This is a genomic window from Pseudomonas sp. PS01297 (genome assembly GCF_029959305.1).
Taxonomy (GTDB): domain Bacteria; phylum Pseudomonadota; class Gammaproteobacteria; order Pseudomonadales; family Pseudomonadaceae; genus Aquipseudomonas; species Aquipseudomonas helleri.
In genome coordinates, this window is sequence record NZ_JASCPQ010000018.1 from 24,899 (window position 1) to 40,342 (window position 15,444).

Genomic DNA, 15,444 nt, shown 5'->3' on the forward strand with positions numbered 1-15,444 from the left:
GACGCGCCAACAGAAGGGGGGTGTCAGCCGTTATTTACCTGACAGCAGGGCTTCAAGTTTTTCCTGGTCGCGGGCGAATTGGCGGATGCCTTCGGCCAGTTTTTCAGTGGCCATGGCGTCTTCGTTCGAGGCCCAGCGAAATTGCGCTTCGTTGAGGGTCAAACGCGGCTCGCCGGTCGCGCCGGGGCTGAGTTTGCGCGCCAGTGCGCCGTCATCCTGCGCCAGTTTTTCCAGCAGGTCCGGGCTGATGGTCAGGCGGTCGCAGCCTGCCAGTTGCTCGATCTGGTTGGTGTTGCGAAAGCTCGCGCCCATGACCACGGTTTTGTAGTCATTGGCCTTGTAGTAGTTGTAGATGCGGGTTACCGACTGCACGCCCGGATCATCTGAGCCGGTGTAATCAATACCGGTGGACTTCTTGTACCAGTCGTAGATGCGGCCCACGAACGGCGAGATCAAAAACACCCCGGCATCGGCACAGGCTGCGGCTTGGGCAAACGAGAACAGCAGGGTCAGGTTGGTCTGGATACCGGCTTTTTCCAGCTTCTCGGCAGCACGGATGCCTTCCCAAGTCGACGCCAGCTTGATCAGTACGCGGTCGCGGCTTACGCCGGCCTTATCATACAGCTCGATTAATTGATTGGCTTTTTGCAGCAGGGCTGGCTCGTCAAACGACAGGCGCGCATCGACTTCGGTGGAGATACGGCCCGGAATGACCTTCAAGATACCGCTACCCACCGACACCGCGAAAAGATCGCAGGCCAGGCCAACATCACCTTTGGCGTGGGTAATTGCGTTTTTCAGCAGGTCGGCATAACCCGGCAGGGCTGCGGCCTTGAGCAGCAGGGAAGGGTTGGTGGTGGCATCAACGGGTTTGAGGCGGGTAATCGCGTCGAGGTCGCCGGTGTCTGCGACCACGGTGGTGAACTGCTTGAGTTGTTCCAGCTTGGAAGTCATGAGCGTCTCTGTCTCAAAGGTATTAATGGCTGTACAGATGGAGTACGTCGCCGAGCAAAAGTTCTTTAAACGATAAGTGGCAGAATGCCGCCGAACAAGGTCGTTGTGCAACCGATCAGGAGATTTAATCGCGATAAAAGCAATCTGTGGAGGATTGGCTATACCTACAACTCCATGTTCAAACGGTTGCGTCTCATACAGGAGTTTCACCATGAAACCTGGGTTGATGATCGGTACGTTATGCCTCGCTACGCTGGTACTGGCCGGATGCGCCAGCAAGGTTCAGCAACCGGATGAATACTCCGGCTTTTTAAAAGATTACAGCCGACTTAAAGAAGCCCGGTCGCCTTCGGGGGCTGAGGTCATGCGCTGGGTTGATCCCTCGATCAAGGTCGACCAATACACCAGCGTGTACATAGAACCGAGCCAGCTCTATCCGGCGCCAAAACCTACCGAGAAAATTCCGCAGAGCACGTTGAACGCGATTACGGCCTACTACGATCAGGCGCTCAAACGAGAGATCAGTAAAGTGCTGCCGTTGGCCAGCGCGCCAGGCCCGGGGGTGATTGTGGTACGCCCGGCGATTACAGCCGTCAGCAGTCAAACTGAAAGCCTGGCACCTTATGAGTACATCCCGGTCGCTCTGGTGGCGGCAGCGGTGACGACGGCTTCGGGGATCCGCGATCAGGAAACCCAGTTGTCTACCGAGGCCGTTTTTATCGACGGGAAAGATCAGCATGTTATTGCTCAGGTGGTGCGCAAAGGCACGGGCAAACCGCTGAGCAACGCCAGCCAGGTGATGAAGGCAGATGACGTGAAAGCAGTGATCGATGGCTGGGCGTCGGACATGCGCCAGTCATTTCAGAAGGTCAAGGATTAGAAGAGCCCCGGCACGCGGCGTGATCCCTTTGGCAATGCCGGGATCCTCTTTTTGTCACACCCGGCATGACAATTTATGTTCCGGGCATAGGTCGTGTGCGCGTTTCGTGTTTAACTTCCGGCTCTTCAAAAACAGTTAAAAAGGACATCGTTCATGGCTCAAGTGACGCTTAAAGGCAACCCTGTTCAAGTCGACGGCGTGCTGCCTGCAGTAGGTTCCAAAGCGCCAGCGTTTTCGCTGGTTGCCGGTAATTTGTCCGATGTAACGCTGGCCGATTTTGCCGGTAAGCGTAAAGTGCTGAACATCTTCCCAAGCGTTGACACCCCGACCTGCGCAACGTCGGTACGTACGTTCAACAAACAAGCCAACGACGTTGCCAACACCGTGGTGCTGTGCATTTCGGCTGACCTGCCATTCGCCCAAGCGCGTTTCTGCGGTGCCGAAGGTCTGGAAAACGTCCAAAACCTCTCGACTCTGCGCGGTGCCGAGTTCATCAAGAACTACGGTGTGGCAATCGCTGATGGCCCGCTCAAAGGCCTGACTGCTCGCGCAGTGGTTGTACTGGACGAAAACGACACCGTGCTGCACAGCGAACTGGTTAAAGAAATCGCTGAAGAGCCTAACTACGAAGCAGCTCTGGCTGTTTTGAAGTAAGTCGTACAGCACCACCGAAAACGGCCTGGCATTGAATGCCAGGCCGTTTTTTATTGCCCGTAAAGATCAAATAATCAAACCGGCCTACGTAATGTCACACAGGTTCTAGACACTCTGCGCGGCACAATTGAAGCAAGGGCTGCCCTAAGTCTGGATTATTTGAGGTTGAGTGTTGGTGTTGGAAACTAAACAGATCAAAGTCCGGGCAAGCCCTTGTCGTGAATGTAAAGCAGGTCTTTGACGCGCTATAACGTAAATAGCCGGTAAAGAGTCTTTTCATAACTGTCTGCACTGCTTATCTTTCAGGCTCCTGAAATTAAGCGCTCGCGCCCAACTGGTTGATCACTCAATGCAATCCTCCGTTTCTCGCACTTCTCGTCGCTGGCTGATTGGCCTGCTGGTTTTGTTGATCGTTGTTGGCGTGAGCTGGTGGCTATGGCCGTCTGCTGCAAAAAAAGGCCAGAACGCGCAACCCGCCGGGCATACCAGCCGCACGGGGGCGATGCGTCCGGGCTTTGGTGGTTCAACGTTACCGGTGCCTGTTCTGGTCGCAGAGGTGACTCGGGGGGATTTCCCGATCTACTACAAGGCGCTGGGCACGGTCACTGCGCTGAACACGATCAATGTGCGCAGCCGAGTGGCAGGCGAGTTGGTCAAGGTCTACTTCAAAGAAGGGCAGATGGTTAAAGCCGGTGAATTGCTGGCAGAAATCGACCCGCGCAGCTATCAGAATGCGCTGCTGCAAGCCGAAGGCACGCTGTTGCAAAACCAGGCCCAGCTTAAAAACGCCCAAGTAGATGTGCAGCGCTATCGCGGTCTCTACGCCGAGGACAGCATCGCCAAGCAAACGCTGGACACGGCCGAAGCTTTGGTCAGCCAATATCAGGGCACGGTCAAGACCAATCAGGCGGCCGTCAATGATGCCAAGCTCAACCTCGAGTTCACCAAGATTCGTGCACCGATCAGCGGCCGCGTGGGCTTGCGCCAACTGGACGTCGGTAATCTGGTCGCGGCCAACGACACCACTGCCTTGGTGGTGATTACCCAGACCGAGCCGATTGTGGTCAGCTTCACCTTGCCGGAAAACAACCTCGCACTGGTACTGGAGCGCTATCGCAGCGGTGCAAAACTGCCGGTACAAGCTTGGGATCGCGGTGACCAGAAAGAGTTGGCCAGTGGCGTATTAAGCAGTATCGATAACCAGATTGATGTCACCACCGGCACTTTGAAGTTCAAGGCGCTGTTCGAGAACCGCGATCAGGCGCTGTTCCCCAACCAGTTCGTCAACGTGCGTCTGCTGGCTGACACCCTCAAAGGTGTGATTCTGGCCCCGACCGCAGCGCTTCAGTACGGCACCAATGGCTCGTTTGTCTATGCAATGGACGGCGATAAAAAGGTCAAGATCCGCACCCTCAAACTGGGTGCGACCGATGGCGACTTGACCGTTGTCAAAGAAGGCCTGGAACCGGGTGATCGCGTGGTGCTCGAAGGCACCGATCGCTTGCGCGAAGGTAGCCTGGTCGAAGTGGTCAGCAACAGCAGCGAAGTACCGACATCGGCCGCAGGGCAACTGCAAGGTGGTCCGGATGCGGACGCCGATCCAAGTGCTGCCAAAGCCCAGGGTATGGGCAAGGGCAAGGCTGGCGAATGAATCTGTCGCGGCTGTTTATCCTGCGCCCGGTGGCAACCACGCTGTGCATGATTGCCATCGTCTTGTCCGGGATCATCGCGTATCGCCTGCTGCCGGTGTCGGCCTTGCCTCAGGTCGATTACCCGACCATCCGCGTGATGACGCTTTACCCCGGCGCCAGCCCGGATGTCATGACCAGTGCGGTGACGGCGCCCCTTGAGCGCCAGTTCGGGCAAATGCCCGGCCTCACGCAGATGGCCTCGACCAGTTCCGGTGGCGCCTCGGTGTTGACCCTGCGCTTTAACCTGGACATGAACATGGATGTCGCCGAGCAGCAGGTGCAGGCTGCGATCAATGCCGCGACCAACCTGCTGCCCAAGGACTTGCCGGCACCGCCGGTGTACAACAAGGTCAACCCGGCCGACACCCCGGTGCTTACTTTGGCGATTACCTCTAAAACCATGCTGTTGCCCAAGCTCAACAACTTGGTCGATACCCGCATGGCGCAAAAAATTGCCCAGATCAATGGTGTGGGCATGGTCAGCATTGCCGGCGGTCAGCGCCAGGCCGTGCGGATCAAGGTCAACCCCGAAGCGCTTGCCGCCAATGGTTTGAACCTGGCTGATGTGCGCACCCTGATCGGCGCCTCCAACGTCAACCAGCCCAAGGGTAACTTTGACGGCCCGACGCGGGTATCGATGCTGGACGCCAACGACCAGTTGAAAACCCCGCAGGAATACGCCGAACTGATTCTGGCCTACAACAACGGCGCGCCGTTGCGGCTCAAAGACGTGGCAGAAATCGTCGACGGGGCCGAGAACGAACGCTTGGCCGCCTGGGCCAACGAAAATCAGGCGGTATTGCTCAATATCCAGCGTCAACCCGGTGCCAACGTGATTGAAGTGGTGGACCGGATCAAGGCGCTGTTGCCGAGCATCACCAACAACCTGCCAGCCGGTATCGATGTCACCGTGCTGACCGATCGCACGCAAACCATCCGGGCCTCTGTACGCGATGTGCAGCATGAATTGCTGATCGCCATCGCGCTGGTAGTGATGGTGACCTTCCTGTTTCTGCGCCGCGCCAGCGCCACGATCATTCCGTCGATTGCGGTGCCGTTGTCGCTGATCGGGACTTTTGGCGTGATGTACCTGGCCGGGTTTTCGGTCAACAACCTGACACTGATGGCCCTGACCATTGCCACCGGCTTTGTGGTCGATGACGCCATCGTCATGCTGGAAAACATTTCACGCTACATCGAGGAAGGCGAAACCCCGATGCAGGCTGCCCTCAAAGGCGCCAGGCAAATCGGTTTTACCCTGATCTCGCTGACTCTGTCGCTGATTGCCGTGCTGATCCCGCTGTTGTTCATGGCAGACGTGGTCGGGCGGCTGTTCCGCGAATTTGCCATCACTTTGGCGGTGGCGATTCTGATTTCGCTGGTGGTGTCGCTCACCCTGACACCGATGATGTGCGCACGCTTGCTCAAGGCTGAGCCAAAGCCCGAAGAGCAGGGCCGTTTCTACCGGGCCAGCGGTGCCTTTATTGACTGGATGATCGCCGAGTACGGACGCATGTTGCAGTGGGTGCTCAAGCATCAGCCACTGACATTGCTGGTGGCCATCGGCACCCTCGCGCTTACGGTGTTTCTGTACATGGTGGTGCCCAAGGGGTTCTTCCCGGTGCAGGACACGGGCGTGATTCAAGGGATTTCCGAGGCGCCGCAGTCGATTTCGTTCAGCGCCATGAGCCAGCGTCAGCAAGAGCTGGGCAAGATCATCCTGCAAGACCCGGATGTTGAAAGCCTGTCGTCTTACATCGGTGTGGACGGCGATAACGCCACCCTCAACAGCGGGCGCATGCTGATCAACCTCAAGCCCCACAGCGAGCGCAGCAACAGCGCTTCGGCAGTGATTGCGCGTCTGCAACCGCAGGTGGACAAGCTGGTCGGGATTCGCCTGTATATGCAGCCGGTGCAGGACTTGACCATCGAAGACCGCGTCAGCCGCACTCAGTACCAATTCAGCTTGTCATCCCCTGATGCGGAGTTGCTCAGTACCTGGAGCCAAAAACTGGTGACGGCCTTGAGCAACCAGCCTGAACTGACCGATGTGGCCAGCGACCTGCAAGACAAAGGCTTGCAGGTGTTTCTGGTCATCGACCGCGATGCCGCCTCGCGCCTCGGGGTGTCGGTAGCGAACATCACGGACGCACTGTACGACGCCTTCGGCCAGCGGCAGATTTCGACCATTTACACCCAGGCCAGCCAGTACCGCGTGGTACTGCAGGCCAAAGATGGCGAGAAAATCGGCCCGCAGTCGCTGGAGCAGATCCACGTCAAAACCACGGATGGCGGTCAGGTCCGGCTGTCCAGCCTGGCCAGGGTTGAAGAGCGTCAGTCGCAACTGTCCATTTCCCACATTGGTCAGTTCCCGTCGGTGATGGTCTCGTTCAACCTGGCGCCCGGCGTGGCGCTGGGGCAGGCGGTCGAACTGATTGATCAGGTGCAAAAAGACATCGGCATGCCGGTCGGCGTGCAAACCGAGTTCCAGGGCGCTGCACAAGCATTCCAGGCGTCGTTGTCGAGCACCTTGCTGCTGATCCTGGCGGCGGTGGTGACCATGTACATCGTGCTGGGTGTGCTCTATGAGAGTTACATTCACCCCATCACCATCCTTTCGACCTTGCCGTCTGCGGCCGTCGGCGCCTTGCTGGCGCTGATTCTCAGCGGCAATGACCTGGGCATGATCGCGATCATCGGCATCATCTTGCTGATCGGCATCGTGAAAAAGAACGCGATCATGATGATCGACTTCGCTCTCGACGCTGAACGCAACCAGGGCATGGCCCCCCATGACGCGATTTACCAGGCGGCGCTGCTGCGTTTCAGGCCGATCCTTATGACCACTCTGGCCGCCTTGTTTGGTGCCGTGCCGCTGATGCTGGCGACCGGTTCCGGCGCGGAACTGCGTCAACCGCTGGGTCTGGTGATGGTTGGCGGTCTGCTGGTGAGCCAGGTATTGACGTTGTTTACCACACCGGTGATCTATCTGTACTTTGATCGACTGGGCCGCCGCTGGCGCAGTAACACGGTAACCGTTGAGCAGGCGTCGCTATGAACCTGTCCGGCCCGTTCATCAAGCGCCCGGTAGCGACCATGCTGCTGAGTCTGGCAATTATGTTGCTGGGCGGTGTGAGTTTTGGTTTGCTGCCGGTGTCGCCGCTGCCGCAAATGGATTTTCCGGTGATCGTGGTGTCTGCCAGTTTGCCGGGGGCCAGCCCCGAGGTCATGGCCTCAACCGTGGCCACGCCGCTGGAGCGATCCTTTGGCGCGATTGCCGGGGTCAACACCATGAGCAGCCGCTCGAGCCAGGGCTCGACGCGGGTGATTTTGCAGTTCGATCAGGACCGCGACATCAATGGCGCGGCCCGCGAGGTACAGGCGGCGATCAACGCCTCGCGTAACCTGTTGCCCAGCGGTATGCGCAGCATGCCGACCTACAAAAAAGTTAACCCGTCGCAAGCACCGATCATGGTGCTGTCGCTGACGTCCGATGTGTTGGCCAAGGGCGAACTTTACGACCTGGCCTCGACCATCCTCTCGCAAAGCCTGTCGCAAGTGCCGGGGGTGGGCGAGGTGCAAATCGGCGGCAGTTCCCTGCCTGCCGTGCGTATCGAGCTGGAGCCGCAATTGCTGAACCAGTACGGCGTGGCGCTGGATGACGTGCGCAACACCATTGCCAACGCCAACGTTCGCCGGCCCAAAGGCGCCGTGTCGAATGATGAGCATAACTGGCAAATACAGGCCAATGATCAACTGGAAAAGGCCAAGGATTATGAGCCGCTGATCATCCGTTACCAGGACGGTGCGGCTTTGCGTCTGGGCCATGTGGCCAAGGTCCAGGACGGCGTTGAGGACCGCTACAACAGCGGTTTCTTCAACCATGATGCTGCGGTGTTGCTGGTGATCAACCGTCAGGCAGGGGCTAACATCATTGAAACCGTCAACGCGATCAAGGCCCAGCTCCCTGCCTTGCAGGCGGTCCTGCCGGCCAGCGTCAAACTGAACCTGGCCATGGACCGCTCCCCGGTCATCAAGGCCACGCTGCATGAAGCCGAGATGACCTTGCTGATTGCCGTAGCGCTGGTGATTCTGGTGGTGTTCCTGTTTCTGGGCAATTTTCGTGCTTCGCTGATCCCGACCCTGGCGGTGCCGGTGTCGCTGGTGGGGACTTTTGCCATCATGTATTTGTTCGGCTTTTCGCTGAACAACCTGTCGCTGATGGCCCTGATCCTGGCCACCGGGCTGGTGGTGGACGACGCTATCGTCGTGCTTGAGAACATCTCACGGCATATTGATGCCGGGATCTCGCCCATGAAGGCGGCGTACCTGGGGGCCAAGGAAGTCGGCTTTACCTTGCTCTCAATGAACGTTTCGCTGGTGGCGGTGTTTTTGTCGATCCTGTTTATGGGCGGGATCATTGAAAGTCTGTTCAGGGAGTTTTCGATCACCTTGGCAGCGGCGATTGTGGTGTCGCTGGTGGTCTCGCTGACCTTGACCCCGATGCTCTGCGCGCGCTGGCTCAAACCCCATGTGCCGGGCACGGAAAACGCCATGCAGCGCTGGAGCATCCGGCTTAACGACCGCATGGTGCTGGGCTATGCCCGCAGTCTGGATTGGGTCTTGCGGCACAAGCGCCTGACCCTGCTCAGCCTGTTGCTGACCATCGGCGTAAACGTGGCGCTGTATGTAGTGGTGCCCAAGACCTTTATGCCGCAGCAAGACACCGGGCAACTGATTGGCTTTGTGCGCGGCGATGATGGCCTGTCGTTTAGTGTGATGCAGCCCAAGATGGACATCTTCCGCAAGGCTGTGTTGGCAGACCCGGCAGTGGACAGCGTGGCGGGCTTTATTGGCGGTAACAGCGGCACCAACAACGCGGTGATGATCGTGCGGCTTAAACCGATCACTGAGCGCAAAATTTCTGCGCAAAAAGTTATCGAGCGTTTGCGTGAAAACATGCCCAAAGTGCCGGGCGGGCGCCTGATGCTGATGGCCGACCAGGACCTGCAATTTGGCGGTGGCCGTGAGCAAACCAGCTCACAGTATTCCTACATCCTGCAAAGCGGCGACTTGGGTGAATTACGCACCTGGTACCCCAAAGTGGTGGCTGCACTCAAGTCTTTGCCCGAACTCACTGCCATTGACGCCCGTGAAGGGCGGGGTGCGCAGCAAGTCACATTGGTGGTAGACCGCGATCAGGCCAAGCGCCTCGGGGTCGATATGGACATGGTCACTGCGGTGCTGAACAACGCCTACAGCCAGCGGCAGATTTCGACCATCTACGACAGCCTGAACCAGTATCAGGTGGTGATGGAGGTCAACCCCAAATACGCCCAGGACCCGCAAACCCTGAACCAGGTGCAGGTCATCACGGCCGATGGTTCGCGGATTCCGCTGTCGGCCATTGCTCACTACGAGAACAGCCTGCAAGACGATCGGGTTGAACATGAAGGCCAGTTTGCCTCAGAAACCATCTCTTTTGACATGGCTCCCGGCGTTTCACTGGAGCAGGGCACCGCAGCGATTGAGCGCGAGATCGCCAAATTGGGCTTACCCGAAGAAGTGATCGTGAAAATGGCCGGTACCGGCGATGCCTTTGCCGCCACGCAAAAGAGCCAGCCTTTCATGATTTTGGGCGCGCTGGTGGCGGTGTATCTGGTGCTGGGCATTCTGTACGAGAGCTATATTCACCCGCTGACTATCCTCTCGACCTTACCATCGGCGGGGGTCGGGGCGTTGTTGAGCATTTACCTCACCGGCGGGGAGTTCAGCCTGATTTCGTTGCTCGGGATCTTCCTGCTGATCGGCGTGGTGAAGAAAAACGCCATCTTGATGATCGATCTGGCCCTGCAGCTGGAACGGCATTCGGGGATGGGCCCGCAAGAGTCCATCCGCAGCGCCTGCCTGCAACGTTTGCGGCCGATCCTGATGACCACCTTGGCGGCCATCCTTGGCGCCTTGCCGTTGATGCTCAGCCATGCTGAAGGCGCCGAGATGCGCCAGCCATTGGGCCTGACCATCATCGGCGGGCTGGTCTTCAGCCAGATCCTGACCCTTTACACCACCCCGGTGGTTTACCTCTATCTCGACCGTGCGCGCCATCGTTTCAACCAATGGCGTGGCGTACGTACTGATGCTGCTCTGGAAACTCCGCTATGACCTCTCGTTTGCTTAACCTTGCTCCGGCATTGTCGCCACAACGTTGGGCGCTCGCCCGTGGCTCGCGTCTGTTGGGCCTGGTGCTGACCGGCGTGCTGCTCAGTGCCTGTGCGGTGGGGCCGGATTACCAGCGCCCTGAGCTGGCCGTGCCGCAGCAGTTCAACGCGGTTGATGGCTGGACCCAGGCCAACCCGAGCGACGCGCTGGAGCGGGGCGCCTGGTGGGAGTTGTACGCTGACCCGCAGCTCAACGCGCTGGTGGCCAAGCTCAACAGCAACAACCAGAGTGTTGCGCAGGCCGAGGCGCAATTTCGCCAGGCCCAGGCGCTGGTGCGCAATGCCCGTGGAGCCTTCTTGCCGAGTGCTGATTTAAGCGTGGGTAAAACCCGTTCCAGCCAGGGTACTGGCAGCTCCAACTCCAGCCTGACCAGTTCCAGCAGCGGTATTCGCGACACCTTGAATGCGCAAGTCGGGGTCAGTTGGGAGGCCGATGTCTGGGGCAAATTGCGCCGCGGCCTTGAGGCCAATGAAGCCAGCGCCGAAGCCAGCTATGCCGACCTGGCGGCCATGCGCTTGAGCCAACAGTCGGAGCTGGTGCAGAACTACCTGCAACTGCGGGTGATTGATCAGCAGAAACGTTTGTTGGAAGCGACCGTCGAGGCGTATGAACGGTCGCTAAAAATGAGCGAAAACCAGTACCGCGCCGGGATCTCCGGCAAAGATGCGGTGGCGCAAGCGCAGACCCAATTGCGCAATACCCAGGCCAGCCTGATCGACCTGATCTGGCAGCGTGCCCAATTTGAAAACGCCATTGCGGTGCTCACCGGTCAGCCGCCTACGGGCTTCAAACTGGCAGAAATCAACGACATCCCCAAGCTGCCGGTGATCCCGGTCAGTGTGCCTTCGCAACTGCTTGAGCGGCGCCCGGACATTGCCTCGGCAGAGCGCTCAATCATTGCCGCCAACGCCAACATAGGCGTGGCCAAGGCTGCGTACTACCCGGACTTCAGCCTGAGCCTGTCAGGCGGCTACAGCAGCAGCCAATATCAGGACTGGATCAGCGTGCCTAACCGGTTCTGGTCGGTGGGGCCAAAAATTTCATTGCCATTGTTTGATGGTGGCCAGCGTTCGGCCGAAGTGGACCGTAATGAAGCCGTGTATGACCAGACCGTGGCCAAATACCGCCAGACCGTGCTCGATGGTTTCCGTGAAGTGGAAAACTACAGGATCCAGTTGAAAGTGCTGGGTGACGAAACCGTGGTGCAAGAGCAGGCGCTTGAATCGGCCCGCGAATCACTGCGCCTGACCACCAACCAGTACAAAGCGGGTTTGATTGCGTATCTGGATGTCGTCAACGTTCAAACCACGGCCTTGAGCACCGAGCGCAGCGTTTTGAACCTGCTGCAAAGCCGCTTGATCGCCAGCGTGCAATTGATCGCCGCGCTGGGCGGTGGCTGGGACGGGAAAATGGAAGTGAGCGAGCGCTAGGGCCTGCTCAGGCCACGTCCGGCTGTAGTCGCTGACGAGGCACGAAGGCTGCGAAAAATTAAAGGATCGCGAGACTTAGTACGCTCTGCAGCCTCAATCAGCATGAAACGTAAACCGGTCCTTGCCACTATTTTTGGACGCGTACAGCGCTTTGTCCGCCTTGGCCAGGGCCTGGTTGAGGGTGTCGTGGTCGTCAACCCGGGTCAGGCCGATGCTGATGGTCACCGGGTATTGATGCGGGTCTTCGCGTACCTGGCGGCACAATGCATCCATCAGCACTTCAACGTCATCCCGACGCACACCTGAAACGTACACGGCAAACTCTTCCCCGCCCAGGCGCGCATATTCATAGCCCTGCACCACGGCTTTGATATTCGCTGCCGTGCGTTTGAGCACTTCGTCGCCAATGTCATGGCCGTACAGGTCGTTCACTTTCTTGAAGTTGTCGATGTCGATCATCGCCAGGTAGTGATCGTGCTCACGGGGCCGGATACCCAATTCGCTGCCAGCCCGCGCCATAAAGGAGCGGCGGTTGGGGATCTCGGTCAGGGTGTCGATGTAGGCCTGCTCAATCAGCAGTTTGGACAGGGTGTAGTTGAGCAGCTTCACACGGCGCAATTTGAAAAAGCTGTACGTCGTCAGGCAGGCCAGGAAAGAGTAATAGCAGAGGAGCATGCTGCCCCGCAGGTCCATGATCGATATTTCAGTCAGTACAAACGGGTTAAGCACTACGACGGTTATGGCCAAGGTGCTGATGAATGCCCAGCGGCTCAAAGGCAGGATCGAGGCGCAATACAGCATGCTTGAGGTCGCCAGGGTCAGCCACACGGCTTGTTCGGTCACTGGCAGGCCCTCAACCAGCAAGCGTATGCCGATGCTGATCACCAGCACAAAGACCACGTTCAGCAGGTTGAATTGTTGAGCCGTGCGCAGAAAGCCGATAAGAACGGTCAGGCCAATCATTGTGGCGATGAACAGCATGGAAAGCCCCGTAAACCCCTGACCGCCCTTGGTGCTGACAATCAGGTCAAACATCAGCCAGATAATCGTGCTGGCGATATAGGTCAGGCTGCAAAACGTGCGCAGCTTCTCAAAGTCATGCTGGGCAAATTCAGCTTGCAAGGCGGGTGGGGCGGCTTGCCTGGAGACTTCGTTCTCGATGGTTCTGAGCATTGCGAGCCTTGATCACGTGGAGTGGAGTATCCGAGTGATCAACTGTGTGTGATTACAGCCCGCCCGGACGACGCTTCAGTAACCCTAGCAGGAGTCTGCAGGTTTTCGACAGTCGCCGTATCAGGCATGAGGCTCGCTTGTGCGTCAGGCGCTTTCGGCAAACACCTCGCGCACACTGCGTCGGCGCGCATTGTGTTCGCTGGCGCGGACCAGGGCTTCGAGGTCTTCAGGTGTCACGTCGATAAAGGCGTCCATTTGCTCCATGGCTTTTTGCAAATCTTCGGCAGTAATGCCAGCTTCACCGGGGATATGCGGAGCCACAATGGCCGGTGCCGGCTCAGCATTTTTTTTCGGGTAACGCACGCGTGTCAGGTTGTTGTAGACCAATGCCGCCAACAGCATGCACACAGCGCTGAGCATCACGGGGGCGAGCATTCCCCAGCCCAGGCGGGCGCTGTCCGGGTCTGCGAGGACTACCAGCAAGGCCAGCGCCCCTGCCGGCGGATGCAGACAGCGCAGCAAGCACATGATAAGCATCGCCAGGCCTACGGCCAGGCAGGCGCTGTCCAGGTTGCGGCCGAAAAAATGCACCACGCCCAATGACACCACCGTTGCACACAGGTAGCCGCCGACAATCGACCAGGGTTGCGCCAATGCCCCGGAGGACACGGCAAACAGCAAAATGGCCGAGGCTCCCAAAGGGCCAATCAGGTGCATGGCCACGGGCAGGCCAAAGAACAGGCTACAGACCCAGACACACAGCAGTGTACCCAGTGAGACGCCTATTGCAGCGCGGCTCCATTCGGTGGGGCGGGTATTCGTGGCCGCAGGCAACAGGCGGCTGATCCAGCTGTTTTGCATGGTGGGGAAATCCGGTATATGGCAACGAAGGGATAAAAAAAGGGCCGTGCGGGTTTCCCGGCAAGCCCTTAAAAGTGTTCCTTTATTGGGGGAGGAACGTGCGCAGTGTGCTCGCACCGTTTGCAGTCCGCAAATTCATAATAATGATGTTTAACTGCAATTTTATTGAGTTATAGCGCAGCTGTGCAGGCTACGGCAGTGTCGGTGCGCTGGGGGGAAGGTCCGAGGTTGATGATTTGCCCAGCACGCGGTCATACACATCATTGCTCAGCAACTGCCTCTCAATCAGGCCACGCAACCCGCAACTGTTGGCCAGCGGCACTTTTAGCAGCAACAGGGCATCGCGCAGTGTGCTCAATCGCTCCAGTTGGGGCAGGCTCACCACGTGCTCTGGCATAGGGATAATTGGCACACTTGGCGCCCGTGCGGGTTGATCGTCGGCAAACAAGGAATAACTCATCACGTCGTACCCCTGAACAAAGGCTATTTATTATCTGGCAGTCGGTTCGGTTAAAGCGTTATGCGCTGGCGATACAAGCAGTGACATATCGATCATTTACTTGGCGTGGGAAATGGGATTTGGTCGAGTGATTGTAAAGCGCGTTTCCCGCGCAGTATTGTCAGGCAGTGCGTAACTACCAATAAGATTTACGGAGAAGTTTGTAGGATTTTTCAACCCAAGAAGAGGGAGACGTAGCGCGGCAAAGTCGCACGTAAAGATGCCTGCAAACGCTTGCGTGTTGAGCCAGGGTCTTACTGATTTTTACTCTGGCGTAATAATCCGAAGTATTTTCGGCTGAGGGTAAATGGTCAGGGCTCGGCTGCCTGAGCGAGGCCTTTATTCAAGGGGTGATGATTTTCAGCAGCACGATTGAATTTCTTGCTATAAACGCACTCCATTAGCCCCTCTGAACGGTTTTTTCGTCTCTTTACACGTTTAGCTGGACAAATAGCTGTCATTTCAGTTGCTGACTCGATAAGTCGGCCTTAGACTGCCGCCCCTCGTAAATTGAGTGCCGGGTGGCGCTTGAGATAGATGGCACCTAACGGGTTTGGATAAAGAACGATCCGATCGCTCCCCATTTCGCCTTAATGCACGTATTTTTTATAGAGAAATCAATGACAAAGGAACAGTTGCTGGCCATGCCGGCGGATGACTACATGAATGCCGAGCAGCACGCTTTTTTCACTGAGTTGTTGCAAGGCATGAAGGTTGAAACCCACGAACGCATCGAGCAAAACCGCATTGCGATCGAGAGCCTGGACACTCCGGCCGATCCTGCGGATGCCGCTTCGGTTGAAGAAGAACGTACGTGGCTGGTGAACGCAATCGATCGTGACCAGCGCATGCTGCCTCAGCTGGAACAAGCGCTGGAGCGCATCAAAGAAGACAGCTTCGGCTGGTGCGACGACAGCGGCGAGGCCATTGGCCTTAAGCGCCTGCTGATCAGCCCGACCACCAAGTACTGCATCGAAGCTCAAGAGCGTCACGAGCAAATCGACAAGCACCAGCGTCAAGCCTGAGTGCCTGACCTTGCCGGGGCCGCACGGCCCCGGTAGCTTTTGGGTTCTGCGAGCATTC

Annotated in this window: 11 protein-coding genes; 7 read left to right on the plus strand and 4 right to left on the minus strand. The window is 57.8% G+C overall.

Annotated elements, in window-relative coordinates:
* Positions 1 to 30: 30 nt before the first annotated feature.
* Complete coding sequence (gene tal / locus QMX84_RS08260; RefSeq protein WP_153334774.1) at positions 31 to 954, minus strand: transaldolase; 924 nt, start codon at positions 952 to 954, stop codon at positions 31 to 33.
* A gap of 211 nt (positions 955 to 1,165) precedes the next feature.
* Between tal and QMX84_RS08265 the strand changes: the two genes are divergently transcribed.
* The 6 genes from QMX84_RS08265 (at position 1,166) to QMX84_RS08290 (ending at position 11,828) form a co-directional block, all read left to right on the plus strand.
* Entirely contained in the window at positions 1,166 to 1,834 is a 669-nt protein-coding gene (locus QMX84_RS08265) for a DUF3313 domain-containing protein (RefSeq protein WP_282363562.1), read from the plus strand.
* 153 nt (positions 1,835 to 1,987) lie between these two features.
* On the plus strand, positions 1,988 to 2,488 hold the full coding sequence (gene tpx / locus QMX84_RS08270) for a thiol peroxidase (RefSeq protein WP_153327417.1): 501 nt from the start codon (positions 1,988 to 1,990) through the stop codon (positions 2,486 to 2,488).
* Positions 2,489 to 2,837: 349 nt separating this feature from the next.
* Positions 2,838 to 4,139 carry an MdtA/MuxA family multidrug efflux RND transporter periplasmic adaptor subunit gene (locus QMX84_RS08275; protein WP_282363563.1) on the plus strand — a complete coding sequence of 434 codons (1,302 nt, stop codon included), beginning with the start codon at positions 2,838 to 2,840 and terminating at the stop codon, positions 4,137 to 4,139.
* On the plus strand, positions 4,136 to 7,237 hold the full coding sequence (locus QMX84_RS08280; RefSeq protein WP_282363564.1) for an MdtB/MuxB family multidrug efflux RND transporter permease subunit: 3,102 nt from the start codon (positions 4,136 to 4,138) through the stop codon (positions 7,235 to 7,237). Before QMX84_RS08275 ends, QMX84_RS08280 begins: the two co-directional genes overlap by 4 nt.
* A complete protein-coding gene (locus QMX84_RS08285; protein WP_282363565.1) occupies positions 7,234 to 10,341 on the plus strand; it encodes an efflux RND transporter permease subunit in 3,108 nt (1,035 codons plus the stop codon). The genes QMX84_RS08280 and QMX84_RS08285 overlap by 4 nt, the downstream gene beginning before the upstream one ends.
* Entirely contained in the window at positions 10,338 to 11,828 is a 1,491-nt protein-coding gene (locus QMX84_RS08290) for an efflux transporter outer membrane subunit (protein ID WP_282363566.1), read from the plus strand. The genes QMX84_RS08285 and QMX84_RS08290 overlap by 4 nt, the downstream gene beginning before the upstream one ends.
* Before the next feature lie 93 nt (positions 11,829 to 11,921).
* Here the strand turns inward: QMX84_RS08290 and QMX84_RS08295 are convergent, their stop codons facing one another.
* From QMX84_RS08295 to QMX84_RS08305, 3 genes are all read right to left on the minus strand, one after another.
* Positions 11,922 to 13,001 (minus strand): GGDEF domain-containing protein, encoded by a 1,080-nt coding sequence (locus QMX84_RS08295; protein ID WP_282363567.1) that lies wholly within the window; start codon positions 12,999 to 13,001, stop codon positions 11,922 to 11,924.
* A 144-nt stretch (positions 13,002 to 13,145) separates the two neighbouring features.
* A complete protein-coding gene (locus QMX84_RS08300) occupies positions 13,146 to 13,862 on the minus strand; it encodes an HPP family protein (RefSeq protein WP_153334780.1) in 717 nt (238 codons plus the stop codon).
* 190 nt (positions 13,863 to 14,052) lie between these two features.
* Entirely contained in the window at positions 14,053 to 14,322 is a 270-nt protein-coding gene (locus QMX84_RS08305; RefSeq protein ID WP_282363568.1) for a hypothetical protein, read from the minus strand.
* A 659-nt stretch (positions 14,323 to 14,981) separates the two neighbouring features.
* Between QMX84_RS08305 and QMX84_RS08310 the strand changes: the two genes are divergently transcribed.
* A complete protein-coding gene (locus QMX84_RS08310; RefSeq protein ID WP_262126201.1) occupies positions 14,982 to 15,386 on the plus strand; it encodes a TraR/DksA C4-type zinc finger protein in 405 nt (134 codons plus the stop codon).
* Positions 15,387 to 15,444: the final 58 nt, after the last annotated feature.